Genomic DNA, 26,992 nt, shown 5'->3' on the forward strand with positions numbered 1-26,992 from the left:
TACGCTCCTTGCGATTGGTGAGGCGAGAAGCCCTGGTGCGAGTCATATCAGTAGGAGAGGGCGCGGTCGACGGCCTCGAGCACGCGGTCCGGGCTGGGCAGGAAGTGCGTCTCGACGGCGGCCGGCGGGAACGGGGTGTCGAAACCGGAGACGCGCAGCACGGGAGCCTCGAGCAGGTAGAAGGCCTTCTCCATGACGGTCGCGGCGATCTCCGATCCGACGCTGACGAAGCCGTGGGCCTCCTGGGCGACGACCAGATGCCCGGTCTTCTCGACCGACGCGAGGATGGGACCGTAGTCGATCGGCGAGATTGAACGCAGGTCGATGACCTCGACGCTGGTTCCCTCCGCCGCCGCGAGATCCGCCGCCTGCAACAAAACGCTGACCATGGCGCCGTGGCCGACGACCGTCGCATCCGTGCCGCTGCGTACCACTCGGCTGGCGTGCAGGGGCGTGCCGCTCTCGGCAAGGTTCACCTCACCCTTGGGCCAGTAGCGGCTCTTGGGCTCGAAGAAGATGACCGGGTCGTCGGAGACGATGGCCTCCTGCATCATCCAGTAGGCGTCGTGCGGGTTCGACGGGCTGACCACGCGCAGGCCCGGCGTGTGCGCGAAGTACGTCTCCGGGCTCTCCTGATGGTGCTCGATCGACCCGATGTGGCCGCCGTAGGGGATGCGGATCACGACGGGCATGGAGACCTCGCCCTCGTGCCGGTTGCGCATCCGCGCCAGCTGGCTGGTGATCTGGTCAAAGCCGGGGAAGACGAACCCGTCGAACTGGATCTCGCAGACCGGGCGGTAGCCGCGCAGGGCCAGGCCGATGGCCGTACCGATGATGCCGGACTCCGCCAGCGGGGTGTCGAGCACGCGCTTGTCGCCGAATTCGGCGATCAGACCCTCGGTGACGCGGAAGACCCCGCCCAGCGGGCCGATGTCCTCGCCCATCATCAGCACCCGGGGGTTGTCGCGCATGGCCTGGCGCAGACCCGCGTTGAGGGCCTTCGTCATCGGCAGGTTCGCCGATCCGGTGCCGGGAATGGCCCGCTTGGCGGCGGCCGGGTGTCCCGGGGTCGGCATCGCGGTGGTCGGTGTGGCGAGGCCGGTGGTGCTCGTCACGATCGTGTCGCTCATGCGTCGCCTCCTTCGAAGGATGCCTCGTAGTGGTCGAGCCAGGCCTTCTGTTCCTGGATCAACGGGTGGGGTTCGGCGTAGACGTTGTCGAAGATGACGGCCTTCTCCGGGGAGTGGATGTCGAGGGCCCTGCGGCGCACATCCGCGGCGTAGTCGTCGGCCTCCTCGTCGACGGCGTCGAGGAACTCCTGCTCGACGCCCAGGCCCTGCAGGTAGCTGCGGAAGCGCACGATCGGGTCGCGGGCCACCCAGTAGGCCAGCTGCTCCGGGTCGCGGTACTTGGTGGGGTCGTCGGCCGTGGTGTGGGCGCCGACTCGGTAGGTCAGGGCCTCGATCAGGGCGGGGCCGTGGCCGGCGCGGGCGTCGTCCAGGTGCTTGGCCGTCACCGCGAAACTGGCGAGCACGTCGTTGCCGTCGATCTGGGTGCCGGGCATGCCGAAGCCGGCGGCACGCAGGTAGAGCGGTGTGCGGGACTGCCGGGTCACGGGCACCGAGATGGCCCAGTGGTTGTTCTGCAGGAAGAAGACCTGCGGGGTCTGGTAGCTGGCGGCGAAGACGAGCGCCTCGTTGGCGTCGCCCTGCGACGAAGCTCCATCGCCGTAGTACACGATGACGGCCTGGTCGGTCTCGGGGTTGCCGGTCGCGGTCGCGCCGTCGAGCTGCATGCCCATCGCGTAGCCCGTGGCGTGCAGGGTCTGCGAGGCCAGCACCAGGGTGTAGAGGTGGAAGTTGCCGTGGTCCTCGGGGGTCCAGCCGCCGAGGGTGACGCCGCGCAGCATCCGCAGGATATCGACGGGGTCGAGTCCGCGGATCATGCCGACGACGTGCTCGCGATAGGACGGGAACACGTGGTCCTGCGGCCGGGTTGCGTAGGCGGAGCCGACCTGGGCGGCCTCCTGGCCGTGGCTGGGCACCCAGAGGGCCAGTTGGCCCTGCCTCTGCAGGTTCGCGGCCTCGGTGTCGAACCGGCGCACCACCACCATGTCGCGGTAGAACCGCCGATGGTCGGCCTCGGTCAGTCGATCGAGGTAGGGCAGGAACTCGGCCGCGGAATCACTCGGGGCGAAGACACCCTCCGGGGAGAGCATTCGCACCGTGGGAGAGGCATTCAGGGTCGCTGACACCGTACTAACCTAGCTTCCGGGCTGGGTGCCCCGTTGGTAGATCGTCAACAATATCGGCGCAAATGCCCAGGAGCTTCCCCACGGATTCTTCCTCACCGATCGAAATTCGGATGCCCTCGGGGAACGGGCGCACGATCAGGCCGACGGCCGACAGGACATCGGCGATGTCGGCGGTGTCCTCGGCGGTGGGCAGCCAGATGAAGTTTCCCTGAGGCACCGGAATGTTCCAGCCCTGCTCGCCCAGCAGGCGCCAGACCCGGTCGCGCCGCTCGGTCAGGGCACGCACCCGCCGCAGCAGCTGGTCGGCGGCGTCGAGAGAGGCGATCGCGGCCGCGCCGGCAACACCTGTGACCGAGAGCGGGATCGCGGTGGACCTCGCTGCGTCGAGCACGGCGACGGGACCGAGGGCGTAGCCGACGCGCAGGCCGGCCAGGCCGTAGGCCTTGGAGAAGGTGCGTAGCACGACCAGGTTCGGGAATCGGGACAGCAGTGGCAGCCCGGTAACCGCCTCGGGGTCGGTGACGAACTCGCAGTAGGCCTCATCGAGGATGACGAGGAGGTCCGGCGGGACGACCGCCATGAACGATTCGAACTCGTCGCCCGTGACGGCGGTGCCGGTCGGATTGTTCGGGCTGCAGATGATGACGACGCGGGTACGGTCCGTGATGCGGGTGGCCATCTCGGGCAGGTCGTGGCCATGGTCGGCCCGGTTCGGGACCTGCACGCTCGTGGCACCGGCGACGGTGACCAGGCCGGGGTAGGCCTCGAAGGAGCGCCACGAGTAGAGCACCTCGTCACCCGGTCCCGCGGCGGCGAGGATGAGCTGGGCCAGGAGGGCCACGGAGCCGGCCCCGATGTGCACCTCGTCGACGCTCCGGCCGAACTGCGTGGCCAGCCGTTCGCGCAGGGCCAGCGCCGAGGCATCCGGGTACCGGTTGTACGCGGTCTCGGCGTTCACGGCGGCGATGACGCCGGGCAGCGGATCGAAGGGGTTCTCGTTGCTCGAGAGTTTGAACGCACTGGCAGCGGCAGCTTGACCCTGCCGATAGGCCGGGAGGGCGACAATCTCGGGGCGCAGGCGGACCGAGGGCGGGTCTGATGGGCTCACTCGGCGATTCTACGCCGCGGCATATTCACGTGGCCGCATGGTCAGGCTTCGGGCTGTCCTCTCCGTGCGACCAGTCACCGGCGATGCCATAGTGGAGTCATGGCCAGATTCCTGATCAAGCTGATCCTCAACTCCGTCGCCCTGTGGCTCACGACCCTGCTCGTCAGCGGGGTGCGGGTCGACCCGTTCGCCGAGGGCACGACCGCCCTGATCGCCACCTATCTGCTGGTCGCGCTGGTCTTCGGCCTCGTCAACAGTGTGATCGGCGGCTTCGTGCGGGTTGTCGCGTTCCCGGTCTACATCCTCACGCTCGGCCTGATCTCCTTGATCGTGAATGGTTTCCTGCTGATGATCGTGGCCTGGTTCTCGGGCCTGGTCGGCTTCGGGCTCGTGGTGGACGATTTTTGGTGGGGTGTGCTCGGCGCACTCGTGCTGGGCATCATCAGCTGGATTCTCGGCGTGTTGATCCGACCGGTCACCCCCCGCTCGTAGCGATCTCCAGCCGTCGGGTCAGCCGTCGGCCAGGCGGATGCCCCGCCACCGGGAGGACTCGCCGGCTTCCGTGCCGAGGATCGTCCCGAGGGTCTCCCGAAACTCCTGCAATCGTGGTTCCTCGGAGCCGTCCATGAGCCGCCCGGTGTCCCGGTAGGCGGTGAGGGCGTGAGCCGGCAGCGGCCGGTCGAGCGGCACCTCCGTCTCAGCGAACACCTCGCGCCGCACCACCAAGCGCTCATCGTCGCCGGCGGCCGTGCCCCCCAGGGCCGGGACGAGGTCGTCGGTGTGCTCGACCATGACGGCCTCCACGTCTGCGGGCAGGGCCACTTGGGCGGTGAGTCCCCCAAAGGTCACCACCGCGACGGTGTTGAAGTCCCCGGACGCCGCGAGCTGCGCCGCGACCAACCCGCCTTGCGAGTGGCCCACCGGAACCACCGGGTCGCTCGGCGCCACCCCTGCCTCCCGCATGGCCTCGACGACCGCCCGATAGGAGCCGGAGCCCTGGTCGGCGAGGGCGGCGAGGTTGGAGGTGAGGTCCCACGGTTGTTCCCCGGCGACCGGGCTCCACGCCGCGGTGCCGCCGATGTAGACCACCCAGGATGCGTCGTCCGGACCGCCATAACGCTCGATGCGCATCTGCGGGGCGTCCTCCGACACCGAGGGGATGCGGGCAGCCAGGTCCCCGAATCCGGCCGGCGGAGCGACGGGCCGGCCGGGGTGAGCGGCGCCGGGCCGCGCGGCACCCGCAGGCGGCGGGCCGAGGGGGCGGGTCCCGCCGTCGAGCCGCTCCACCGACACGGGAGTCTCGCGCAGCAGGCCGAGGGGGCGGGCGAGCCCGACCAGGCCCGCCGCGGTCGTCGTGACACCGAGCAGGCCGAGGCCCTCGTCGCCGAGGGCCAGTGACACCGGGAACGGCACCCCGGCACGACCGGTGGCCGCGTCGTCGGCCGAGGAGACGATCACCCGCACCGCCTCGACCAAAACCGGGTTGGTCAGGGCCCGCGGATGCGCGTGTACCCAGGCGCCGATCTCGGCGGGCGCGTCTCCCGGACGCCGGCCGGTGAGCAGACCGCCGAGCACCAGCCCCACTACGCCGACCGTGAGTCCGGGCACGGCCGCGAGGGCCAGAAGAGGTGCCAGCAGCCCGAGGGTGGAGCCCAGCCAGGCCCCGGAGAGGCTTGCTCCCCAGTCCCGCAGGCGCTCGGCCCTGCCGTAGCCCTCCGCCGCCGCGATGAGAGCGTCGGCGAGGGTCTGGCTGCGCTCCGCGACTCGCTCCAGGGCGGAGCGGGCCGCGAACACGTTCATCCCGGCGTTGGGCAGGCTCATCACCGGACCGAGGGGCTGGTCCGAATCCAGTGCCTGGATGCGTGCCACCCGCACCAGCCAGTCCTCGGCGTCGCCCTGAAGCAGCCGCAGCCGCACCGCCTCGGCCAGCAGCGTGTCGGTGGCGACGAGCGTGCTCCCGCCGCCGGACAGGATCAGGGTGTCGCCGTGGCCGCCAGGCCGCTCCCCCGTCATCGCTCCGCCCGGGGCGGAGCCGGGCCGGGTGCCCGGGCCGGGACCGGCGCCCGGGTCCGGGCCTCGGCTTCGGCCTCGGCCAGAGTAGCCCCAACCTGATCGATCGCGGCCACCACCTCGGTGAGGGCGGCGTCGAGGAGCCCGGCGGCTCGGCGGAGCTCGCCGGCGAGATCGCTGCGCTGGCGATCGTAGCCCCGCTGGGCCTCTGAGCGCCACGAGCCGGTCAAATCGCCGGCCGTGAGCTGGCCCGCCGCCCTGTCGACGTCGTCGCGCAGCAGGCGCAGCAGCATCCGTCGCTGCCGAAGTTCGTCCAGGCGCGCCTCCAGCGCGTAGTGAGTCACGATCGTGCAAGTCGAGCTGGTGCCGCCCGGAATCTCCATCTCCGCCCTTCTGCGCGCTGCGGATTCGCTGCCAGTGAGCGTGCCACCCCCGGCAGACGAGGTCGCTGCGAATCCGAGAGTTCACGGAACATGCCGCACGGCGGCGGCTGGGGAGGGGGCCGGGTGCAACACAATGGGGAGATGGACATTGTGTCGATCACACCCGATGAGTCGACACCGTTCCGCATTATTTTCGTCTGCACCGGAAACATCTGCCGTTCGCCGATGGCCGAAGTCATGCTTCGCGACCTGATCACCCGCTCCGGCCTGGGTCGCTTGATCACCACCAGCTCCGCCGGCACCGGCGACTGGCATGTCGGCGAGCAGGCGGATCAGCGCACGATCGCCGCCCTGGCCACCCGCGGCTACGACGGCAGGCATCATCGGGCCCGCCAGTTCGACCCCGAGTGGTTTGCCGACCTCGACCTCGTCGTGGTGCTCGACCGCGCCCAGGAACGGATTCTGCGCAACTGGGCCACGACCGAGCGTGACCGCAGCAAGGTGCGCCTGCTGCTCAGTTTCGATGCGGCCCAGGCTGCCCTGCTGGACGTTCCCGACCCCTACTATTCCGACGATGCTTTCTTTGACACGGTTCTTGGCATGATTGAGAGCGCAAATGAAGCGCTCTTCGCGCAACTTGCACCCGCAATCCGACAGGGAGACCGATGAGTCCATTACCGCCCCAGGTCCTCAGCCCACTCGATGGCCGCTACCGCGCCGCCGTCACCGAACTGGGCGAGTACCTATCCGAGGCAGGTCTCAACCGGGCCCGGGTGCAGGTCGAGGTGGAGTGGCTGATCACCCTCACCGACCGCAGCCTGTTCGGCTCCGTGCCGCTGAACGCCGAGCAGAAGCTCGGCCTGCGCGCTCTGGTCACCGACTTCGGCCAGACCGAGATCGACGAGTTGGCCGTGCTGGAAGCCACCACCCGGCACGACGTGAAGGCCGTCGAGTACCTCGTGCGCCGCCGCCTGAGCACGCTGGGCCTCGACCACATCAGCGAGCTCACCCACTTCGCCGCCACCAGCGAGGACATCAACAACCTGTCCTACGCACTGACCGTGAGCGACGCCGTGCGCGAGGTCTGGCTGCCCAAGTTTCGCGCCGTCATCGGCGCCCTGCGCCTGCGCGCCCTCGAATACCGCGCCGATTCCATGCTGGCCCGCACACACGGCCAGCCGGCGACACCCACCACGGTGGGAAAGGAGCTCGCGGTCTTCGTCTACCGGCTCGAACGCCTGGTCCAGCAGGTCGAGGACAGCGAGTACCTGGGCAAATTCAGCGGTGCCACCGGCACCTTTGCCGCCCACGTCGCGGCCGATCCCGCCGTCGACTGGCCGGCCGTGTCGCGCGGCTTCGTCGAGGGTCTCGGGCTCACCTGGAACCCGCTGACCACCCAGATCGAGTCCCACGATTGGCAGGCCGAGCTCTACTCGCGCGTCTCCCACGCGAACCGGGTGCTGCACAACCTGGCGACGGATGTCTGGACCTACATCTCGCTCGGCTACTTCCGCCAGATCCCGCAGGTCGGGGCCACCGGCTCATCGACCATGCCGCACAAGATCAACCCCATCCGTTTCGAGAATGCGGAGGCCAACCTCGAGCTGTCCAGCGCGATCCTCGACTCGCTCGCGGCGACACTGGTGACCTCGCGGCTGCAGCGCGACCTGACCGACTCCACCACCCAGCGCAACATCGGCGTGGGCTTCGGGCACTCCCTGCTCGCCCTCGACAACATTCTGCGCGGCCTCAGCGAAATCGACATCGACCGCGCCATGCTCGCCCGGGACCTCGACGCCAACTGGGAGATCCTCGGCGAGGCGATCCAGACCGTGATCCGCGCCGAGGTGTCGGCGGGGCGCTCTACGATCGAGGACCCCTACGCCCTGCTCAAGGAGCTCACCCGGGGCAAGCGGATCAACCGGGACGATCTGGTGGACTTCGTCACCGGACTGGAGATCGGCGACGCCGCCAAGGCGCGACTGCTCGCGCTGACCCCGGGCAGCTACGTGGGTCTCGCGGACCCGCTTCTCGACTACCTGACCTAGCGGCTGCGCGGGTGCTGCGCCGCTCCGCTGGTGGCGTGCCACCTGCGCAGCGGCGTACCTCACGCGCGGCGTCAGAATGCTCGTGGCGTCGGAGTACGCACGGCGCCTCAGTTCAAAGGCCCCGGTCCTGCTCGTCGAGGTCGGACCTCTCGGCCGGGTTCGGCTTCATGCCGAGCACGAGCATCGCGATCACGACGAGCACGAGGATGAACGTGCCACCGAAACCGATCAACGCCAGCACCACGTCCCGGGTGCTCATCAGCACGACCAGGCCGAGGAACACGGCCATCACGGCCGAGAAGCCGACGAGCTCGATCGGCTTGAGCTTCTCGGAACGGCTGGGCGTGCGCGGGGTGTTCTGGGTCACAGGGTGTCCGAATCGTTGGGTGAGGCCGTGAGGGCGCGGGCGGCATCCGTGCCGGACCACTTGAGGGAAAACCCGGCGATGGCGAGGTAGACGCCGAGCATCACGAGGTAGGCGCCGAACAGGCCGACCGATACCACTGCGTTGGGCGGCAGCAGCAGGAAGATCACGGCCAGCAGGACGGTGACGGCGCCGACCAGCAGCCAGTCACGGTCGGCCGGGTCGCGCCGACGCGCACGGATGCCGCTGTACAGCTCGAGGAAACCGGTCACCGCCGCCCAGACCGAGACTAGGAAGAGGAAGAAACCGAGTCCGCCCGCGTGGTAGAGCAGCGCGAGGAGGCCGGCGACGACACCTACTGCGCCCTGCACCACAAAGAGGGACCGCTCCCGCGGATCGGCCAGCATGCGCCGGCTGAGCAGACCCACCGTGAGGCCGCTGAGTAGCGCGAAGGCGCCGAACACGAAAAGGCCGAATTCCGCCGAATGATCGGCGTTGAAGGTGATCGCGGCCGCCGGCACAAGGGTGAGGGCGGCCCGCAGCACCGGCACCGGCCAGTACCGGCCGGTGGAGGAGTGTGGAGCCTGGGCGTTCGCCACGCGGCGACCTCTTTCATTGCGGGTTGAGACGGATACAGTCTACGCGGGCGGCCCTGGCCGCCCGCTGGGCCCCGGTGCGCAGATCGGTCAGAACAGGGTGTCGCCGATGTAGCCGTCCGTCGCGCATCCCGGCGGAATCGCGAACACCGCGGAACCGATCGGGGTGGTCCACTGGTTGAGCAGGTCGAGGGTGTCGAGGCGCTGTTGGATGGGCACGAACTGCGCGTCGACATCCGCCTGGAAACACGCGAACAGCAGTCCGGAGTTGGAGACGCCGGAACCCTGAGGCGCGTCGTCATAGTTGTAGCCGCGGCGGTGGATGCGCTGGGACCGGTCCTCCGACCGGGCCCGACGCAGGTGGGAGTACTCGGGGATGACCGGGAACCCGAGCGCGTTCGTCGCCGTGAAGTCGGGCTCGTCGCACTCCTTCGTGCCCGTGAGCGGCGCCCCGACGGCGAGAGTGCGTCCGACCGCGGACTCGCGGCCCGAGCGGTCGAGCCCATCCCACGTGTCGAGGTTCATGCTGATCCGACGCAGGACGAGGCTGGTTCCACCGACCAGCCAGCCGGGACCGGAGGCCGTGCCCCAGACCAAGGCATTGAAGTCGGCCGTTCCGGCGGCCGGGTTCGCGGTGCCGTCCACCTGGCCGAACAGGTTGCGCATGGTGGTGCCGGGCATCTCCGAACCGGCCGCTCGGCGGAAGCCGGACTGAACCCACCGCACCGACGCGAAGGAGCGCAGGTCCTTCAGCAGCATTCGGGTGGCATGGGCGACCGTCATCGGGTCGTCGGCGGCGATCTGCAGCAGCAGGTCACCGTCGTTCCACTCCGGCTGGAGCCGGTCGATCGTGAATGCGGGCAGGGGCCTCAGCCAGCCGGGAGCCTCTCCCCCGGTGACGGCGACGAGGCCGGGGCCGAAGCCGAAGGTGACCGTCAGCCGGGCCGGCACGACGGCCAGCTCGGGTTCCGAGTCGGCCAGGGCGCCCTCGCCCTGGGTGAGCCGGGCGGCATCGTCGGTCAGGATGCGCATCATCCGCCGCAGCGCGGCCCGGTCGATCTGCGCGAGCAGGTTGAGCGCCACGAACGTGACCTGGGTTTGCGGGTCGGTGTCCACCCCGGCCTGGTGCACTCCGAAGAAGGGCACGGCGTCGGTGCCGCGAAAGAGCGGCACCGACGGAGCCGTAGAACCGCCGATCCCGGCCTGGGCCAAGCGGTCGATGCCCATGGCTCCGGCCGCACCGATCCCGGCGGCGGCACCACCCAGAAGAAGGTGGCGCCGGCTGAGCCGGCGGCCCGACTGCGCGGACGATTCGGACGGTCCGCTCCGTTCACTCTCTGTGAGAGAACTCACTGGTTGTCGGTATCCATGTCCGTTTCGGTGTCGCCCTCGTATGTTTCGTTGGCGCCGGTGTAGTCCTTCACCGGGGCCGAGAAGTCCAGGCTCGACCCGTCGGCGAGGTCGAGGGTGAAGGCGGCCTCATCGCCGGCGGCGAGCGGGCCGGTGAGCCCCATCAGCATGATGTGACGGCCGCCAGGGACGAGTTCAATGGAGCCGCCGGCCGGCACCACGAAGCCATCCGGATTCTCCTGCATGACCATGTCGCCGGCGTCGTTGGCGACGGTTTCGTGAAGTTCGATCATCGAGGCCGCGGAAGTCTCGGCTGAGACGACCGTGATGTCGTCGGGTCCGGAGTTCTCGAGCAGGCCAAAGGCGCCGGTCATGCCGGACTCGCTCGCCTTGACCCAGGCATCCGTCATGGTTAGGGTGTCGGCCGAGGTGGCGTTGTCGGTCGTCGCCGCGGGTGCCTCGGTCGCGCCGGCGCAGCCCGAGAGGGCCAGCATCAGAGCGGCGGCGGCAACGACGAGACGGGTGGGAACGGTGTTGAGCTTCATGAGCGGTTCTCCTGGTGTGGTGCATTGGGTGGTCGGGAAACGATGCGGTGCTTCAGGTGCTTCAGGTTTTTCACGGGTTGCCGCGGCGCCTGGCTCGCCAGGCAATGAACAGAGCGACGGCGGCCAGCCCTCCGAGGGCACCGAGGAGACCCACCGCGACCACCGGGAGTCCCGTTCCGTCGGCGGTCTCTTCCGAGGCGGCGGATGCCGCCTCGCCGGACGGGTCCGGCGACGCGGTTGCACCCGCGGTCGACTGCGACCGGGGCTGGGCCGCGGCGCCCACGGTGAAGGCGAAGGCGCCAGAGACCGGGTGACCGTCGGCGGACACGACCCGCCAGCGCACGTCGTAGGCACCGTCAGGCAGGTCAGCCGCCACCGGCTGAATGGCCTGCGGCCCGTCGAGCCGCATGTCGCCCTCTGCCCAGTTCTTGTCCTCGGTATCGACGACCATGACGATGGCGCCGACCTCGAGGATGTCGTCCGTGAACGTGATGACGATCTCGGCGGGAGCGAGGTCGACGTTCTCACCGTCGGCCGGCACGGTCAACGCCACCTGGTCGTGCGCATCGGCCGCCGGAGCCACTGGGCTGTATATGGACAGAGCGATCACGGCCAGGGTCAGGAAAACGGCTGCTGCCGGGCGTCGCGGTAGGGCAAAAATCATTGGAATCTCCGATTCGTGGAGGGAAGAGATGGATCGGTGCGACGGAGGATTCACCGCGCACAGACGTGCCGGTGGCCGGGTGCGCAGACGCCGACGACCTCACTGAGGTCGAACGGAATCGTTCGGGCCAGGTGTCAAAGCGTCCGCGGGTCAGCAGGTCAGCGGGTCAGCGGGTCGCGCGTAGGGTGCAGCGCATCGGGATCAGAGCGCACGGGTGAGAAGGTCAGAGCCTCACTGTGCCAGGGCGCGCAGGGGCGGACCGCGGCGGAGCACACTGGAGAGCAGTACGCCGAGATCGGCCGGCACGAAGACCCGGCGGAAAGCAGGGCGCACCGTCGCCGCATCCGTTCCGATCTGCGCCGGAGCGAGGCGTTCGATCAAGACCGCGATGAGACGGATCGTCGTCTCCTCGAGCAGCGCCCAGAACGACTTCTCGCCGCGGTACAGGGCGGCGATGGTGACGAGGGCGGCCAGGGCGTGTGCCACCCACATCCAGCCACCAGGCAGGGCGCCGACCGCGTGCATCACGTGGGGGGTCGCGTCGGCCAGGGTGACGGCGCCGTGATGGGAGGTGCTCGTCATCGTCGCGCGCGAGGCCCCGCCGAGGCCGAATAGAACGTGCAGCAGAAGCTGGCTGACCCCGACGGAGAGGGAGAGGCGCAGCAGAGACAAGCTTGTGCCGGCCAACAGCACGGACGCGATCCCCGCGAAGGCGAGGGCCAGACCCACGCTGAGCCAGCCGGGAGCGTTGCCGCCGCCGGCGATGTGCGAGAGGGCGGCCGCGAAGACGGCGACGGATGCGGTCAGCCAGCCACGACCGAATCGCGCCCACCTGCTCGTCATGGCTCTCCCTCGCACCGGCACCGCCCCGATCGGGGTCAGGGTCGAGTCCCTGACTGAACCCTACCGCCCTGACCTGTGCGCCGGGGCCGGGCGGGCGCCGAACTCAGAGCGCGTTGACCGCGCCGAGCACCTTCGTCAGAGAGTCCTTGGCGTCGCCGAACAGCAGCGTCGTCCTCGGGTCGTAGAGCAGCTCGTTCTCGATGCCGGCGAAACCGGGACGCATCGACCGTTTGAGGAACACCACCTGCCGGGCATCACCGACGTCGAGGATCGGCATGCCGTAGATCGGCGAGCCGGGCGACGTCTTCGCGGCCGGGTTGACCACGTCGTTGGCGCCGACGACGAGGGCGACATCCGTGTTCTTGAACTCGGGGTTGACCTCGGCCATCTCCTTGAGCGCCTCATAGGGCACATTCGCCTCGGCGAGAAGCACGTTCATGTGCCCGGGCATGCGCCCGGCCACCGGGTGGATGGCGAAGACGACCTCGATGCCGCGCGCCTCGAGGGTGGTGGCGAGTTCGGCGATGGTGTGCTGGCCCTGCGCCACGGCGAGGCCATAGCCGGGCACGATGACCACACGCTGGGCGTAGTTGAGCAGCACGGCGACGTCTTCCGCATTGGAGCTGCGCACGGGCCGGTCGCTCTGGGCGGTCGACCCGGCGGTGGAACCGCCCTTGAACGCCCCGAACAGGATCCCGCTCACGCCGCGACCCATGGCGGATGCCATCGCCCGGGTAAGGATCGTGCCGCTGGCGCCCACGAGGGTGCCGGCCACCACGAGGAGCAGGTTGCCGAGGACGATGCCGGAGGCCGCGACGGCCAGACCGGTGAAGGCGTTGAGCAGGGAAATCACGATCGGCACGTCGGCCCCGCCGACGGGGAGCACGAGCAGCGCCCCGACGAGCAGTCCCAGGACGAGCAGGCCGATAGCCCAACCCGCCGCACCGGTGGCGACGACGAAGCCTCCGGCCACAAGGGCGGCCAGCACGATGCCGCCCATCACGATCGCGAGGCCCGGGAAGATGAGCGGCCTGGAGCTGATCAGACCCTGCAGCTTGCCGACGGTGACCGCGGAGCCGGAGAACGAGACGGCGCCGATGAGCATCGTGAAGACCACGGCCACCTTGCTCCACGGGCTGTCGGTGCTGCCGAGCTCCAGCACGGCGACCAGTGCCGCGGCACCGCCGCCGACGCCGTTGAACAGCGCGACGAGCTGGGGCATCTGCGTCATCTCCACGCGCCGCGAGATCGGGGCGGCGATCGCCGACCCCACCGCGATGGCGATGAGGATGGCCGGGATGTTCTCGATCCGGGCGGAGAGGAAGACGGTGATCACGGCCAGCAGCGCGCCGGCGGCCCCGATCAGGTTGCCGCGGCGGGCGGTCTTCGGCGAGGAGAGCCCGCGCAGGGCCAGGATGAAACAGACCGCGGCGATCAGGTAGAGCAGGCTGGTCCACTCGGGGCTGAGCAGGCTCATTTCGTCGCGTCCTTCGGATCGGTCTTCGGGCCGGCGCCGGCCGGTTTGCGGGGGGCGAACATTTTGAGCATCCGGTCGGTCACGACGAAGCCGCCGACGAGATTCGCGGTGGCCATCACCACGGCGAGCAGGGCGACCGCGAGCAGCCACGGCTCCAGGGTCTGCCCGGCGACGATGATGGCGCCGATCAGGATGATGCCGTGGATGGCGTTCGCCCCGCTCATCAGTGGGGTGTGCAGGGTGCTCGAGACCTTCGAGACGACCTCGAAGCCGACGAAGACCGCCAGCACGACGACGGTCAGTAGGGTGATCGGATCCATCAGTGTTCTCCTGTCGCGGCGGCGGCCACGGCGGCGGCCGTGGGTTCGTGCCGGATGGTGCCGTCATGCGTCAGGCAGGCTCCGGCGACGACCTCGTCCGTGAAATCGGGCGCCACCGTGCGGTCGACGGTCATCAAAGCGAGCAGGTTGGCCACGTTCTTGGCGAAAAGCCGCGAGGCGTCCGCCGGCATCGTGGAGGGGGCGTCCTTCATGCCCACGAGCGTGACGGAGCCGTCACCGGCCTGGGTGGGCACCAGGGTGTCCACACCGGCGAGAACACCCTCGACGTTCCCGCCGGTCTCGGCGGCCAGGTCGATCACGACCGAGCCCGGACGCATCGCGGCCACCATCTCGTGGGTGACGAGCAGCGGGGCCGCGCGACCGGGGATGGCCGCCGTGGTGATCATGACGTCGGCTGCGGCCACGTAGGGTGCGAGCAGTTCGCGCTGGCGCACGGCACGGTCTTCGCTCAGTTCCCGGGCGTAGCCACCCGCACCCTCGACGGCGTCCAGGTCGAGGTCGACGAAGGTGCCGCCCATGGAGGTGACCTCATCGGCCGAGGCCGGGCGCACGTCGTAGGCCGAGACCCGGGCACCCAGGCGCTTGGCCGTGGCGATGGCCTGCAGTCCGGCCACGCCGGCCCCGAGCACGAGCACTCGTGCCGGCGGAATCGTGCCGGCTGCGGTCATGTAGAGCGGGAAGAAGCGGGGGAATCGGATGGCCGCCTCGAGCACCACTCGGTAGCCGGAGACCAGCGATTGGGACGTGAGCGCGTCCATCGACTGGGCGCGCGAGATGCGCGGAACCAGCTCGAGGGCGAAGGCCGTCGCGCCGGCCGCGGCCAGGGCGGCGACGGTGGCCAGCTCGGAGGCCGGCGACGCCAGGCCGACCGTGATCGTGCCGGGGCGGAGAGTAGCCGCGAACTCCGGGGCGAGGGGGCGCACGTGGCAGTAGACATCGAGGTCGCCCGGGGTGAGGTGCGTCACAACGGCGGCACCGGCATCCGTGTAGGCGGCGTCGCCGTGACCGGAAGGGGCGCCCGCACCGGACTCAACCAGGACCTCGAGTCCAAGGGTGGTGAGCTGGGTTACTGTCTCGGGGGTCGCCGCGACGCGGCGCTCACCCTGCAGGCGTTCTCGTCCGATGCCGACTCTCACGCGCGTCTCCTTCGTGGCGAACGGCCACGAGCGAGAACGGACCGATCCGAACGCTTGCGCGGCACTTTCGTCCCCGTTCGTAGCGTAGTGGGATTCGCGTGCCGCCCGGAGAATATGACCGCGCTGGGGTGGGTGTCAGGCGCCCGGCACCATATCGGCGAAGCGGGAGTAATGGCCGTGGAACGCGACCGTGACGGTGCGCGTGGGGCCGTTACGGTGCTTGGCGACGATCAGGTCCGCCTCGCCGGCACGCGGATTGTCCTTCTCGTACGCGCTCTCGCGGTGCAGCAGGATGACCATGTCGGCGTCCTGCTCGAGCGAACCGGACTCGCGCAGGTCTGAGATGGCCGGCATCTTGTCCGCGCGCTGTTCGGGACCACGGTTGAGCTGGGAGAGGGCGATGACGGGAACCTGTAGCTCCTTGGCCATCAACTTGAGCGCGCGGGAGAACTCACTGACCTCCTGCTGGCGCGACTCGACCTTCTTGCCCGACGTCATCAGCTGCAGGTAGTCGATGATGACCATCTTGAGGCCGACCCGTTGCTTCAGCCGGCGGCACTTGGCCCGGATCTCGACCAGGGTCATGTTGGGGCTGTCGTCGATGTAAAGCGGGGCGTCGTTGATACGACCGCGGGTGGCGGCAATGGTGGTCCAGTCGCGCGCGTCGACGGCGCCCTTGCGCATGCTCTGCAAGGGCACGGATGCTTCGGCCGCGAGCAGACGCATCGCGATTTCGCTGCGGCCCATTTCCAGGGAGAAGAAAATGCTGGGCATGTCGTGCTTGATGGAGGCTGCCCGGGCGAAGTCGAGGGCGAGCGTGGACTTACCCAGCGCCGGACGGGCCGCCACGATGATCAGCTGGCCGGGATGGAAGCCGTTGGTCAGCTCGTCCATATCGGCGAAGCCGGTGGGGACACCGGTCATCTGACCGTCCTTGAGCTTGGCAGCCTCGATCTCCTCGATCGCGGCTGTGACCGCATCGGTCAGCGGCACATAGTCTTCGGTTTCGCTGCCACCCGTGACGGCATAGACCTCGGCCTGGGCGGTATTGACCAGATCCAACACCTCGCCCTCACCGGAATAACCCATCTGGGCGATGCGGGTGCCGACCTCGACGAGGCGCCGGAGGAGGGCGCGCTCGGCGACGATCGAAGAGTAGAAACCGGCGTTGGCCGCGGTCGGCACGAGGCTCGTGAGCGTGTGCAAGTAGTCGGCGCCGCCGGCCCGGGATAGTTCGCCGAGCTTGGTGAGCTCGTCGGTGACGGCGATGACGTCGGTCGGCTCGCCCTGCGCGTAGAGCGACAGAATCGCGTCGAAGATGATCTCGTGCTTGGGAATGTAAAAGTCTGAGGCGCGCACGGTCTCGACGACGTCGGCGACGGCATCCTTGCTCAGCATCATGCCGCCGAGCGCGCTCTGCTCGGCCAGGAGGTCGTGCGGGAGCGTGCGCTCGGTGTGCCGGGCTTCCAGTCCGCCGCGTGAGTCTGCCCCGCGCTTGTCCGCCAGACCCAAGTGAGAGATCGACACTTGTGCCTCCTTTACTTGTGGTGCAGTTCTATCAGGGCCCACCGACATCGCTGCCGGGCACTGTGCATACCCCGATTGCGGCCGCGTGCTCACCATACGGACCCGGCTCAGCGGAGAACAAACCACCCTGTGGATAAGCCTGTGGAGAATCTGGGCGAAACGCCGCGTGTCTTGTGCACAAGCTGTGGAATCAACTGTGGACAACTTTAGTTTTTCAGCAGATAAATACGATTTGATCAGGCATTAATTCTATTCACAATGGGGTGAAGAAAACCTGTCTAAAGTACGTGTTGAATCTTGTCGAGGTGTGGGAAGACCTGTGTACAGCACCTCATGTTCTGGGACTGAAATCACCCCCAATTGGGTGTGCGGCATCGCTTAAACAGGTGTAGCGGTGGGTTCCCTTCGGAACCCACCGCCACACGGGTGCACAGCTGTAACGCTGTAACGCTTACTTGGCAGCTACCACCAGCAATGTGATGGTCGCACTCAGTTCGTCACGAAGGCGAACCGTTGCCTGGTGCTCACCCGTCATCTTGATCGGGCTGAGCTCGATTTTGCGCCTGTCGAGGGCACCGAGACCCGCTGCGGCAACTGCATCCGCAACATCCGTGGTCTTGACGGAGCCGAAAAGGCGTCCGCCTTCGCCGGCCTTGACGACCAACTTGACCTTGGCGTTCTCGAGTGCAGCCTTGAGGGCCTGCGCCTCTTCGAGGGTGGCGTGCTCGCGGGCTACACGAGCGGCCTTGATCTGCTGAATCTGCTTCTCGCCACCGCGAGTCCAGGAAACAGCAAATCCCTGCGGGTAGAGGTAGTTGCGGGCGTACCCGTTCTTGACCTCGACGATGTCACCGGGTGCACCGAGGCCGGAGACCTCGTGCGTCAGAATGATTTTTGACATGAGGTGTCCTACCTGCCTGAACCGGCGTAGGGCAGCAGCGCCATTTCGCGAGCGTTCTTGACGGCGCGGGCGATGAGACGCTGCTCCTGAACGGAAACACCGGTGATACGACGGGCGCGGATCTTTCCACGCTCGGAGATGAACTTGCGGAGGGTGGGGACATCTTTGTAATCGATGACACCAACCCGGATCGACTTCGCGGGAGCGGCATTCTTGCCACCCTTAGCACCGCGGAGCGGCTTGCGGCGGTCGCCGCTCGACTTTCCAGCCATGATTTCCTTACTTTCTCAAAGAAGTGTTTTTCAGCCAACAGCCTGTACGGCTCGGCTTAGAAGGGTGTCTCGTCGCTGAAGTTTCCCGGAGTGTTCCAGACATCTCCACCGGTGTTCGCGGCGGGGGCGCTGGCGGCCCAGGGCTCGTCGTTCGAGGCAACGGCAGGTGAGCCACCGCCTCGAGGAGAAGACGAGGACTGCGCGCGAGTGAGCTGAGCGGTGGCGTATTTCAGCGAAGGACCGATTTCATCGATCTCGAGCTCCATGCTCGTTCGCTTCTCGCCTTCCTTCGTCTCATACGAACGCTGCTTGAGACGCCCGGAAGCGATGACACGGGTACCCTTAGTCAGTGAACCAGCCACGTGCTCGGCGAATTCACGCCAAACGCTCGCGCGCAGGAAGAGCGACTCGCCATCTTTCCACTCACTGGTCGCGCGATCGAAATTGCGCGGAGTGGATGCGATGGTGAAGTTGGCAACCGCCAGCCCGTTCTGCGTATACCGCAGCTCGGGATCGCTGGTCAGGTTGCCCACCACGGTAATTACGGTCTCGCCGGCCACGGGCTACTTGTCGCTTGCCTTGTCGGCGGACGCGGCCGGGGCGGGAGCAACAGCTTCTGCCGTGGCAGAAGCGTCGACAACCGGGGCTTCGACCTTGGCCGGAGCAGCCTTGACCGCGGCGGCAGCAGCTGCCGATGCTGGCTTCACGGACGCGGCGACCTTGGCGGTCGGGGCGGCAGCGGCGGCTTCAGCCTTCGCAGCGATTACCTTCGGGTTGGCTGCCTTGCGGGCGGCCTTCTCGGCGGCAAGCTTGCTTGCGACGGCAACCTGGGCAATGCCTTCTTCTGCGCGCAGAACTTTGGTGCGCATGACGGCTTCCGACAGCTTCAGCTGGCGGTCGAGCTCGGCCGTGGCAGAAGCGTTGGCGGTGAAGTCGACAACGGCGTAGATGCCTTCGGACTTCTTGTTGATCTCGTAAGCGAGACGGCGGCGACCCCAAACGTCAACCTTGTCAATGCTTCCACCATCGTTGCGAACAACGTTGAGGAACTTGTCAAGGCTGGGAGCTACGGTGCGCTCATCGATCTCGGGATCGAGGATAACCATCAACTCGTACTGATGCATGACTAACCCACCTCCTTCGGACTAAACGGCTGCAGAATCTCTGCAACAGGAGGGTTGTGCATGTGTTGTGAGCGGAGGCCGGGAATCCGGCGCACAGACAACCTGCCAAGGCTACCGGAAACGGCGGCCCTCCGCCACCGCCTCCGCCCGTTCACCCGGATGTCGCCCTCGTCGCCGCCGAGTCCATCACCGCTGTCGCGAGAATCGCCAACTGTGTCGACCATCGTCGTTCTATCGGCGATGGTCGGCAGGAACGGCGACGGTCGCTTCACCTGTTGGGGTATTTCCTTGGTTCGGACGCAGTCCGGCGGCGAGCAGGAGCCGCTTCAGGCTCTCTCGGCGGAGCGCTTCCGCCCAGATCCAGCGCTCCATTCCGTGCCCCGTCCCGCGAAGCCGGTCCTCGTGAAGCTTTTCTGACCACACGACTTCTTTACTGGTACGCCCGTTCATGAGGGCGCGGGAATCCGCACAGGTGAATCTGTCCCCGGCTGAGGGACTCGCCCACCGAACCGGATCGATTGTCGCCGAAGACAATGGCGATCCGAGCGGCTCGTGCCCCACGCGTTGGTCCGTCGGAGTCGGGTCGATCAAGCAGGATGTCGCGGTCGATCCCGAACGCAGCCGTGCCGTTCGGAGGTGGCCCTCGTCGGGCCATCTGCCGAGGAGGGGCAGTCCCCACAAAACAGCAGCCGATTCGTGAGAGTAGACGGGCTGGGACTTTCTGGTGGCTTCCACAGCGCGCATACGCAAGAAGTACCGATCACGATCGCTGATGGTGTCCCGGCCGGTCGCGTCAACGGCAACGCCACGTCGTAGGCGAACGGCGTGACCGGACCCGACCAGCCGTTGAACAGGACGCCCATCGCTGCCGAGAAACCGAGCGTCACGACCGAGATACAGTGGCCGCCAGTCATGCGGGGAGTTGGGATTCATAGCGCCATGCTGGTGGTGCGGCCAACTGGCTCCGATCGCAAGGGCGGCTCCTGTGTCCAAGATCGGCGGCGGAGGTCCTGTGGAGGAATAGTCACACATCCGCTCGCGAAGTGCCACCGCATCTCGAGTCTCACCTCGGCGAAGAGTTGGCCCCGGAAGGCGCCGGCAGGGCCTACTGTGCGCGCTCGGCCCACCAGGCGATCAGGCGGCGGGTGGCCTCGTCTTCGCCGAGCGGCCCGTCATCCAGCCGCTGCTCGAGCAGGTACCGGTAGGCCTCGCCGACGTCACGGCCCGGACCCACTCCGAGGACGGCCATGATCTGCTCACCGTCGAGATCGGGGCGCACCGCCGCCATCTCTTCCTGTTCGTTCAGCTCCGTGATGCGCTGTTCCAGGTCGTCGTAGGCGAAGCCGAGCCGGTCCGCCTTGCGGCGGTTACGGGTGGTGACGTCCGCACGGGTCACGATGTGCAGTCGTTCGAGCTGGTCGCCGGCGTCCCGCACGTAGCGCCGCACCGCGGAGTCCGTCCAGGCACCCTCGGTGTAGCCGAAAAAACGCAGGTGCAGTTCGATCAGGCGTGCCACGGCGGCGATAGTGTCGTTGTCGAAACGGAGGGCCTGTAGCCGCTTCTTCGCCAGCTTCGCGCCGACCAGGTCGTGGTGGTGGAAACTGACCACGCCGCCCGGCTCGAGCTTGCGGGTCGCGGGCTTGCCGATGTCGTGGAGCAGCGCCGCCAGGCGCACGATCAGGTCGGGGCCGTCGAAGCTGCCGCGGGACTTCTCGTAGCCGATGGCCTGGTCCAGCACCGTCAGGGTGTGCTGGTAGACATCCTTGTGGTGGTGGTGCTCGTCGACTTCGAGGCGCAGGGCGGGGATCTCCGGCAGCACCCGGCTGCAGAGCCCGGAGTCCACCAGCAGTTCGAGCCCGGCATGCGGATTGTCCGCACACAGCAGCTTCGAGAGCTCGTCGCCGATGCGCTCGGCTGAGATATTACGGATGCGGTCCGCCATCGCTTCCATCGCTTCCGCGGTGTCGGCGTGGAGGGCGAATCCGAGCTGGGCGGTGAACCGGGCCGCCCGCATCATGCGCAGCGGGTCGTCGCCGAACGAGATCTCCGGGGAAATCGGCGTGCGCAGAATACCGGCCAGGAGGTCATCGATGCCGTTCGCGGGGTCGACCAGAGTCAGCCCCGGCAGGCGCAGAGCCAGCGCGTTCACCGTGAAATCGCGGCGCAGCAGGTCGTCCTCCAGGCGGTGGCCGTAAACCACCTTGGGCTTGCGGGTCTGGCCGTCGTAGCTGTCCGACCGGTAGGTCGTGATCTCCACCTTTTCGCCGGCGATTTGGGCGCCGATCGTTCCGAAGGCGCGGCCGATATCCCAGTGGGCATCCGAAATCGGCTTCACGAGGTGCAGGATCTGGTCCGGCGTGGCATCCGTCGTGAAATCGAGGTCGTTGAACGGCCGGTCGAGGAAGGCGTCGCGGACCGGTCCGCCGACGAGGGCCAATTCGTGTCCAGCCGTCTGGAACGCGGTCGCCAATCGGGAAACGGTCGGGGTGGCAGCCAGGTCGCCCAGCCGCTTGAGGGCTGTCGCAACGCTCTGCATGACCCCCATGTTAGTTGGTGAAGCTATGCCGGCTGCCCCCGTGCGGCGTTACCCCCGCGTCGAAGCCGTAGAATCCCGTACATGGTGGCCGAGTCTGTTCTCAAGCGTCGGCCCGCGCTCCCTGGAGCGATGCGCGGCCTCTGGTCACGCACGAAGAGGCCGATCGGCGCCGTTCTGATCGGCCTGCTGGCCGGAGTTCTGCCGGTCGCCTCCGCCGGTCTGCCCGCATCCGCGACCACGTCTGAAACCACATCGGCATCTGCCCCGACGGCGAAGACCCCCGCCGCCGTAAGGGCCAATGCGGTGAACCTGAGCGTGGCACCCGCCACACTGGCGCCCCTCCAGGCCGGCCAGGACCTCACCGTCACCGTCACCGTCGAGAACGCGACCCCTGACACCATCTCTCCGGGCACCATCAACCTCTTCCTCGCGGAACGGGCCCTGATCAGCCGCAACGCCCTCAACAGCTGGCTGGATCCGGAGAAGAACGGCAAACCCGGCGATCTCATGCTGAGCGAGCCCACGACGGCGTCCATTCAGCCGGACAGCACCGAGATCTTCACCTTGACCGTGCCGGCCGGCTCCGTGGGCCTCACCAGCGGCAACGCCTGGGGTGCCCGCGGCATTGCCGCCACCCTGAGCACAGACGACAGGGTGCGGGCCGAGGGCCGAGGCACCTTCGTCTGGTATTCCGACGAAGAGGTCACCCCCGTCAACATGTCGGTGATCATGCCGATCACCGTCCCCGCGCAGTCGACGGGCCTGATTACGTCAAAAGCACTGGAAACCTTCACGGCGCCGACCGGTGTTCTGAGCCGCCAGCTCGACGGCGTGGTCGGACGCCCGGTCACCATTGCCATTGACCCGCTGATCCTTGTTTCCATCCGAATCCTCGGTTCGGCGGCACCGCCCGGCGCAATCGCGTGGCTGAACCGGCTGGACGAGGCTCCGAACGATATATTCCCGCTCAGCTATGCAGATGCCGACCTTGCCCTGCAGGCTCAAGCCGGCACCGGGCCGCTGCTGACGCCCACCACGTTCGACCAGGCGATCGACCCTGCCTTGTTCGCCGCGACCGACCAGCCCGTGCCGCCGAACTCCGACCCTGCCCTCCCGCCAGGCACCGAGACACCGGCGCCGACAACGGACCAGCCCGCACCCCCCAGCGATGGCACACCACCCACCACGAAAGAGTTGCTTGCTTGGGAATATAGCGCCACTGACATCGGCTGGCCGGCCGAGGGTGACGTTGCGAGTGCAGACCTGGACGTTTTCGCGGCCAGTGGCCTCAACACAACTATTTTGGGCGGATCGAACGCATCCGGGGCCGCCGGCGACTTCACCCCGAATGCAATTCTTGATCTCGGCACCGGCCACGGTTCGGGTCTGGTCGTCGACGACCCGCTGGCCGCCGCCCTGCGCACTGCCGCGGCGGCGACGACGGATGTCGCGTGGCGCGAAGCCATGTCCCAGGTCAGCTCGCAGCTGGCGGTCGTCTCGGCCGAGCGCCCCGGAACCGCGCGCACCCTTCTGGCCACTTTCGACCGCGGGTGGCCGCCCAGCGCGGACCGACTCACCGAGACCATCGACGCGCTGGCCGGCTTGCGGTGGTACGCGCCGTCCACCCTGCCGGAGGTGCGGGCATCCGTCCCAGCCGAAGAGGTCGAGTTTGACAGCCAGGCCGAGCCGGAGGATCGCGTGGCCCTGGCCGCCGAGCTCTTCGAGGCCGATAAGACGGTCGCCGACTTTTCCTCCGTACTGTCCGACCCGGCGATCGTCACAGGCACGCAGCGCCTGGACCTGATGGCCCTGCTGTCCAATTCCTGGGCATCCCAGGAGGCCAGTTGGGCGGATGCCGTCGGCACCAGCCTCGCGAACTCCGCGGCGCTCGTGGGCTCGATCACGGTCGCGACCAAGGGCCCCATCAACGTGGTCGGCAGCCAGGTCGACATACCGGTGACCCTGGACAATGCCCTGAGCCAGGCCGTGACGGTAATGGTTCAGGTCGTTCCCTCCAACGGACGCCTCCTGGTCGGCGAGGCGGTGGAGTCCACCATCGAAGCCCAATCCGCCCGCACCGTGACCATCCCGGTGACGGCCGCAGTGGGAAACGGCGCCGTCACCCTGCGCGTGACCCTGCTCACTCCGGCGGGAACGGTCATCTCGCAACCCGCACTCATCCCGATCAACGTGCGCGCGGACTGGGAAGGCCTCGGATCCCTCCTGTTCGCCGCGTTCGTGGTGCTGTTCTTCGGGTTCGGGGTGTGGCGCAACATTCTGCGCCGCCGACGGGAACGTGCCGAAACTGAGACTGCGGACGCCCCTGAGCCAGAGGCAGAACCGGCCACAGTCCCTGACACCGGTGCACACCCAGGAGAAGAGCCCGAATCCGGGGCCGCCGACGCTGCGCCCGGCCCGCTGACCCCTGACAGCACGGCCGATGCCCCAACGGAGCCCCGTGCCTAAGACCGACAGCATCGGCCGGGCGAGCGCGTTCCTCGCCTCCGGAACCATTGTTTCTCGCATCCTCGGCTTCGTGAAGCTGATCGTGCTGGCGGGGGTGATCGGCCAGGTCGGTCAGAGCACCAACGCCTTCGCCGTGGCGAATCAGCTTCCGAACACGGTCTACGTCATCGTGGCCGGTGGGGTGCTGACGGCCGTCCTGGTGCCGCAGATCGTGCGCGCCAGCCTGCACGCCGACGGTGGCACGGCGTACATCAACAAACTCCTCACGCTGGCCCTGGTCATCCTCGCCGCGACCACCATCGCAGCCACCGCGCTTGCTCCACTGTTGACCCTGCTCTACGGGTCCAACATGAAGCCGGATTCGCTGGCCCTCGCCACGGCGTTCGCCTTCTGGTGCCTGCCACAAATCTTTTTCTACGGCCTGTATACGGTCCTCGGAGAGGTCCTGAACGCCCGCAAGTCCTTCGGCCCGTTCACCTGGGTTCCCGTACTCAACAACGTCGTGGCAATCGCGGGCCTGCTCACCTTTTCGGCGCTCTACGGAGCCGACCCGAACGGGACCCGGCTGGCCACCGAGTTCACGCCCGCGATGATCGCCGTCCTCGCCGGGAGCGCCACGCTCGGCGTCGTGCTGCAGGCGGTCGTCCTGTTCTATTTCTGGCACCGCATCGGTCTGCGCTTCCGCCCCGACTTCCGCTTCCGCGGCGTCGGTCTCGGCGTGGCCGGCCGGATGGCGAGCTGGACCTTTGGGATGCTCCTGCTGACCACCCTGGCCGGCGTCGTCGAGACCCGGGTGGTCACCCTCGCCGGCGACTCCGACGCCTCGGTCGCCGCACTCAACACGGCCTGGCTCATCTTCATGCTCCCGCATTCGGTGATCACCGTCTCGGTCGCCACCGCCTACTTCACCCGGATGAGCGAGCACGCCTCGGTGGGCAAGCTGGCCCTGGTCAGAACGGATGCCTCCTCCGCCATCCGCGGCACCACCCTGATCATCGTGCTCGCCTCCGCCGTCATCGCGGTCTGCGCCTACCCGTTCGCCCGGGTCTTCGTCGCCCCCTACGACCAGGTACAGAGCATCGGCAACGTCATCGTCGCCTACGTGCTCGGCCTCGTCGCGTTCTGCGTCCTGTTCGTCGTACAACGCACCTTCTACGCGCTCGGCGACACCCGTACGCCGTTCTACTTCACCCTGTTCCAGGTGACGCTGGTCATCATCGGCGTCCTTGCCTGCTCGCTCCTGCCCAGCGCCTGGATCGCAGCGGGCGTCGCACTCACGGTCACCGTGTCCGGCATCGCGCAGGCCCTGCTGGCGGCAGGGCTGCTCCGTGTGCGCCTCGGCGGCATCGACGGCCGGCGCATCCTGCGCAGCCTCGTGAAGTACTTCGTCGCGGCTGTGCCCGCGATCACGGCCGGCGTTCTCCTCCTGCTCGTGCTTGGCGGCACCCAGGAGGCCGGATTCGCCCTGTCCGGGAAGTTCCAGGCCGTTCTCACCATGATCGTCATCGGCCTCGCCATGTCAGGCGTCTACTTCGGCCTGCTGCTCCTCATGCGCACCGCTGAGCTGCGCGGCTTCATCGACCCGCTGATCGACCGCATCCGTCGTCGCTGACCGGTCCCCAGCCGGCGTGGAATAGCATCCGATTAGGATGTGTTGTATCCGGCAGCGAGGCAATCGAGATCGCTTCCCCCATAATCTGAAGGAGTCTACGCGTGCGTCAGATCATCATCATCGGCTCCGGACCGGCCGGTTTCACGGCCGCGATCTATGCCGCCCGGGCGAACCTGAAGCCGCTTTTGATCGCAAGTTCGGTCGAGGCCGGCGGCGAACTGATGAACACAACCGAGGTGGAGAACTACCCGGGCTTCCCCGACGGCATCCAGGGACCGGAACTGATGTCCAAGATGCAGGAGCAGGCCGAGCGGTTCGGCACCGAGGTCGTCTATGACGATGTCACCGAGCTCGAGCTTTCCGGCGACACCAAGACCATCACTCTGGGCAGCGGCGAGAAGCACGAAGCCCTCGCCGTGATTTTCGCCACGGGTTCCGCCTACCGCAAGCTGGGCCTGGACGACGAAGAGCGCCTATCCGGCCGCGGCGTTTCCTGGTGCGCCACCTGCGACGGCTTCTTCTTCAAGGAGAAGACGATCGCCGTGATCGGAGGCGGCGACTCCGCGATGGAAGAGGCCACCTTCCTCACCCGCTTCGCCAGCAAGGTCTACGTCGTGCACCGCAAGGACACCCTGCGGGCCTCCAAAATCATGCAGGACCGTGCGTTCGCCAATCCCAAGATTGAATTCCTCTGGAATTCCCAGGTCGTCGGCATCACCGGCACGGATGCCGTCGACGGCCTGGTTCTGCGCAACACCGTCTCGGGTGACGAAACCATGCTCCCTCTCGGCGGAATCTTCGTGGCCATCGGCAACGACCCGCGCACGCACCTCGTGCACACCAAGCTCGACTTGACCCCCGAAGGCACCATCGCCGTCGCCGGTCGCAGCTCGAAAACCAGCCAGACCGGTGTTTTCGCCGCCGGGGACGTGATCGACCCGACCTATCGCCAAGCGGTAACCGCAGCGGCCTCCGGAACCGTCGCCGCACTCGACGCGGAGCACTACCTGGCCTCGCTTCCCGAGGACCTGCTGGCCAGCGCCGGCGAACCCGCACTCGCATAACCCCTCACCGAAGTCACCTAACCCTCAACTAAGGAGTAACCACATGTCTGCACGCGCCGTCACCGACGTCACCTTCGACCAGGAAGTCATCAACAACGAAAAGACCGTTCTGGTGGACTTCTGGGCGGAATGGTGTGGCCCGTGTCGCGCCGTCAGCCCGATCCTCGACCAGATTGCCAGCGAGAACGCTGACAAGCTCGACATCGTCAAGCTGAACGTCGACGACTTCCCGGCGCTGGCCGCCAAGTACCAGATCACCTCCATCCCGGCGATGAAGGTGTTCCAGAAGGGCGAGGTCGTCAAGACCGTCATCGGCGCCAAGCCGAAGGTCGCTCTCGAGAAGGATTTGGCCGCCTACCTGGCCTAACCGT

Annotated in this window: 26 protein-coding genes and 1 pseudogene; 7 read left to right on the forward strand and 20 right to left on the reverse strand. The window is 67.6% G+C overall.

The window, feature by feature from the left end:
* Positions 1 to 47: 47 nt before the first annotated feature.
* From E3O18_RS04205 to E3O18_RS04215, 3 genes are all read right to left on the reverse strand, one after another.
* Positions 48 to 1,007: an alpha-ketoacid dehydrogenase subunit beta gene (locus E3O18_RS04205; RefSeq protein WP_241978116.1), complete on the reverse strand. Its 960-nt coding sequence runs from the start codon at positions 1,005 to 1,007 to the stop codon at positions 48 to 50.
* Positions 1,008 to 1,126: 119 nt separating this feature from the next.
* The gene (locus tag E3O18_RS04210; RefSeq protein ID WP_104169832.1) at positions 1,127 to 2,218 is read right to left on the reverse strand and encodes a thiamine pyrophosphate-dependent dehydrogenase E1 component subunit alpha; all 1,092 of its coding nucleotides are present in this window, start codon (positions 2,216 to 2,218) and stop codon (positions 1,127 to 1,129) included.
* 40 nt (positions 2,219 to 2,258) lie between these two features.
* Complete coding sequence (locus tag E3O18_RS04215) at positions 2,259 to 3,362, reverse strand: histidinol-phosphate transaminase (protein ID WP_134417586.1); 1,104 nt, start codon at positions 3,360 to 3,362, stop codon at positions 2,259 to 2,261.
* A 99-nt stretch (positions 3,363 to 3,461) separates the two neighbouring features.
* Here E3O18_RS04215 and E3O18_RS04220 point away from each other — a divergent pair, with 99 nt between their 5' ends.
* Positions 3,462 to 3,854 carry a phage holin family protein gene (locus E3O18_RS04220; protein ID WP_104099761.1) on the forward strand — a complete coding sequence of 131 codons (393 nt, stop codon included), beginning with the start codon at positions 3,462 to 3,464 and terminating at the stop codon, positions 3,852 to 3,854.
* 18 nt (positions 3,855 to 3,872) lie between these two features.
* Here E3O18_RS04220 and E3O18_RS04225 read toward each other — a convergent pair whose 3' ends face one another.
* The gene (locus tag E3O18_RS04225; protein WP_134397068.1) at positions 3,873 to 5,375 is read right to left on the reverse strand and encodes a hypothetical protein; all 1,503 of its coding nucleotides are present in this window, start codon (positions 5,373 to 5,375) and stop codon (positions 3,873 to 3,875) included.
* Positions 5,372 to 5,716 carry a hypothetical protein gene (locus E3O18_RS04230; RefSeq protein ID WP_134398560.1) on the reverse strand — a complete coding sequence of 115 codons (345 nt, stop codon included), beginning with the start codon at positions 5,714 to 5,716 and terminating at the stop codon, positions 5,372 to 5,374. Before E3O18_RS04230 ends, E3O18_RS04225 begins: the two co-directional genes overlap by 4 nt.
* Before the next feature lie 180 nt (positions 5,717 to 5,896).
* On the opposite strand from E3O18_RS04230, the gene E3O18_RS04235 reads away from it, so the two are divergent.
* Together E3O18_RS04235 and purB are read left to right on the forward strand one after the other, a co-directional pair.
* Positions 5,897 to 6,424: a low molecular weight protein-tyrosine-phosphatase gene (locus E3O18_RS04235; protein WP_134398559.1), complete on the forward strand. Its 528-nt coding sequence runs from the start codon at positions 5,897 to 5,899 to the stop codon at positions 6,422 to 6,424.
* Positions 6,421 to 7,803: an adenylosuccinate lyase gene (gene purB, locus E3O18_RS04240; RefSeq protein WP_134394383.1), complete on the forward strand. Its 1,383-nt coding sequence runs from the start codon at positions 6,421 to 6,423 to the stop codon at positions 7,801 to 7,803. The genes E3O18_RS04235 and purB overlap by 4 nt, the downstream gene beginning before the upstream one ends.
* A gap of 112 nt (positions 7,804 to 7,915) precedes the next feature.
* Here purB and E3O18_RS04245 read toward each other — a convergent pair whose 3' ends face one another.
* From E3O18_RS04245 to E3O18_RS04315, 15 genes and pseudogenes are all read right to left on the reverse strand, one after another.
* On the reverse strand, positions 7,916 to 8,170 hold the full coding sequence (locus E3O18_RS04245) for a hypothetical protein (protein ID WP_104099765.1): 255 nt from the start codon (positions 8,168 to 8,170) through the stop codon (positions 7,916 to 7,918).
* A complete protein-coding gene (locus E3O18_RS04250) occupies positions 8,167 to 8,766 on the reverse strand; it encodes a DUF308 domain-containing protein (protein WP_134417588.1) in 600 nt (199 codons plus the stop codon). The genes E3O18_RS04245 and E3O18_RS04250 overlap by 4 nt, the downstream gene beginning before the upstream one ends.
* Before the next feature lie 87 nt (positions 8,767 to 8,853).
* Positions 8,854 to 10,116 (reverse strand): Dyp-type peroxidase, encoded by a 1,263-nt coding sequence (locus E3O18_RS04255; RefSeq protein WP_241976488.1) that lies wholly within the window; start codon positions 10,114 to 10,116, stop codon positions 8,854 to 8,856.
* The gene (locus E3O18_RS04260) at positions 10,113 to 10,658 is read right to left on the reverse strand and encodes a copper chaperone PCu(A)C (RefSeq protein ID WP_134394381.1); all 546 of its coding nucleotides are present in this window, start codon (positions 10,656 to 10,658) and stop codon (positions 10,113 to 10,115) included. Before E3O18_RS04260 ends, E3O18_RS04255 begins: the two co-directional genes overlap by 4 nt.
* 70 nt (positions 10,659 to 10,728) lie before the next feature.
* A complete protein-coding gene (locus E3O18_RS04265; protein ID WP_134394380.1) occupies positions 10,729 to 11,322 on the reverse strand; it encodes a copper resistance protein CopC in 594 nt (197 codons plus the stop codon).
* 231 nt (positions 11,323 to 11,553) lie between these two features.
* The gene (locus E3O18_RS04270; RefSeq protein ID WP_134394379.1) at positions 11,554 to 12,165 is read right to left on the reverse strand and encodes a hypothetical protein; all 612 of its coding nucleotides are present in this window, start codon (positions 12,163 to 12,165) and stop codon (positions 11,554 to 11,556) included.
* Between the two features lie 103 nt (positions 12,166 to 12,268).
* Positions 12,269 to 13,642: an NAD(P)(+) transhydrogenase (Re/Si-specific) subunit beta gene (locus tag E3O18_RS04275; RefSeq protein WP_134394378.1), complete on the reverse strand. Its 1,374-nt coding sequence runs from the start codon at positions 13,640 to 13,642 to the stop codon at positions 12,269 to 12,271.
* The gene (locus E3O18_RS04280) at positions 13,639 to 13,962 is read right to left on the reverse strand and encodes an NAD(P) transhydrogenase subunit alpha (RefSeq protein WP_104099771.1); all 324 of its coding nucleotides are present in this window, start codon (positions 13,960 to 13,962) and stop codon (positions 13,639 to 13,641) included. The genes E3O18_RS04275 and E3O18_RS04280 overlap by 4 nt, the downstream gene beginning before the upstream one ends.
* Positions 13,962 to 15,119: an NAD(P) transhydrogenase subunit alpha gene (locus tag E3O18_RS04285; protein ID WP_134417590.1), complete on the reverse strand. Its 1,158-nt coding sequence runs from the start codon at positions 15,117 to 15,119 to the stop codon at positions 13,962 to 13,964. Before E3O18_RS04285 ends, E3O18_RS04280 begins: the two co-directional genes overlap by 1 nt.
* A 135-nt stretch (positions 15,120 to 15,254) precedes the next feature.
* The gene (dnaB, locus tag E3O18_RS04290; RefSeq protein ID WP_134417592.1) at positions 15,255 to 16,646 is read right to left on the reverse strand and encodes a replicative DNA helicase; all 1,392 of its coding nucleotides are present in this window, start codon (positions 16,644 to 16,646) and stop codon (positions 15,255 to 15,257) included.
* 451 nt (positions 16,647 to 17,097) lie between these two features.
* The gene (gene rplI, locus E3O18_RS04295) at positions 17,098 to 17,547 is read right to left on the reverse strand and encodes a 50S ribosomal protein L9 (RefSeq protein WP_104100663.1); all 450 of its coding nucleotides are present in this window, start codon (positions 17,545 to 17,547) and stop codon (positions 17,098 to 17,100) included.
* A gap of 8 nt (positions 17,548 to 17,555) precedes the next feature.
* Positions 17,556 to 17,819 (reverse strand): 30S ribosomal protein S18, encoded by a 264-nt coding sequence (rpsR, locus tag E3O18_RS04300; RefSeq protein ID WP_035835236.1) that lies wholly within the window; start codon positions 17,817 to 17,819, stop codon positions 17,556 to 17,558.
* A 56-nt stretch (positions 17,820 to 17,875) separates the two neighbouring features.
* Entirely contained in the window at positions 17,876 to 18,379 is a 504-nt protein-coding gene (locus E3O18_RS04305; protein ID WP_104100662.1) for a single-stranded DNA-binding protein, read from the reverse strand.
* A gap of 216 nt (positions 18,380 to 18,595) precedes the next feature.
* Positions 18,596 to 18,943 (reverse strand): annotated as a pseudogene (gene rpsF / locus E3O18_RS16840) (30S ribosomal protein S6); the annotation flags it as partial.
* A 1,105-nt stretch (positions 18,944 to 20,048) separates the two neighbouring features.
* Positions 20,049 to 21,479 carry a CCA tRNA nucleotidyltransferase gene (locus E3O18_RS04315; protein WP_134394375.1) on the reverse strand — a complete coding sequence of 477 codons (1,431 nt, stop codon included), beginning with the start codon at positions 21,477 to 21,479 and terminating at the stop codon, positions 20,049 to 20,051.
* Between the two features lie 81 nt (positions 21,480 to 21,560).
* On the opposite strand from E3O18_RS04315, the gene E3O18_RS04320 reads away from it, so the two are divergent.
* The 4 genes from E3O18_RS04320 to trxA all read left to right on the forward strand — a co-directional run bounded on the left by E3O18_RS04320 (position 21,561) and on the right by trxA (position 26,988).
* The gene (locus tag E3O18_RS04320; RefSeq protein WP_134417594.1) at positions 21,561 to 23,945 is read left to right on the forward strand and encodes a DUF6049 family protein; all 2,385 of its coding nucleotides are present in this window, start codon (positions 21,561 to 21,563) and stop codon (positions 23,943 to 23,945) included.
* A complete protein-coding gene (locus tag E3O18_RS04325; RefSeq protein ID WP_347232333.1) occupies positions 23,938 to 25,557 on the forward strand; it encodes a lipid II flippase MurJ in 1,620 nt (539 codons plus the stop codon). The genes E3O18_RS04320 and E3O18_RS04325 overlap by 8 nt, the downstream gene beginning before the upstream one ends.
* A gap of 101 nt (positions 25,558 to 25,658) precedes the next feature.
* The gene (gene trxB / locus E3O18_RS04330; protein ID WP_134394372.1) at positions 25,659 to 26,621 is read left to right on the forward strand and encodes a thioredoxin-disulfide reductase; all 963 of its coding nucleotides are present in this window, start codon (positions 25,659 to 25,661) and stop codon (positions 26,619 to 26,621) included.
* A gap of 43 nt (positions 26,622 to 26,664) precedes the next feature.
* Positions 26,665 to 26,988 carry a thioredoxin gene (trxA, locus tag E3O18_RS04335; protein WP_104100656.1) on the forward strand — a complete coding sequence of 108 codons (324 nt, stop codon included), beginning with the start codon at positions 26,665 to 26,667 and terminating at the stop codon, positions 26,986 to 26,988.
* The last annotated feature ends 4 nt before the right edge of the window (positions 26,989 to 26,992 follow it).

The organism is Cryobacterium sp. TMT2-42-4, from assembly GCF_004402645.1.
Taxonomy (GTDB): domain Bacteria; phylum Actinomycetota; class Actinomycetes; order Actinomycetales; family Microbacteriaceae; genus Cryobacterium; species Cryobacterium sandaracinum.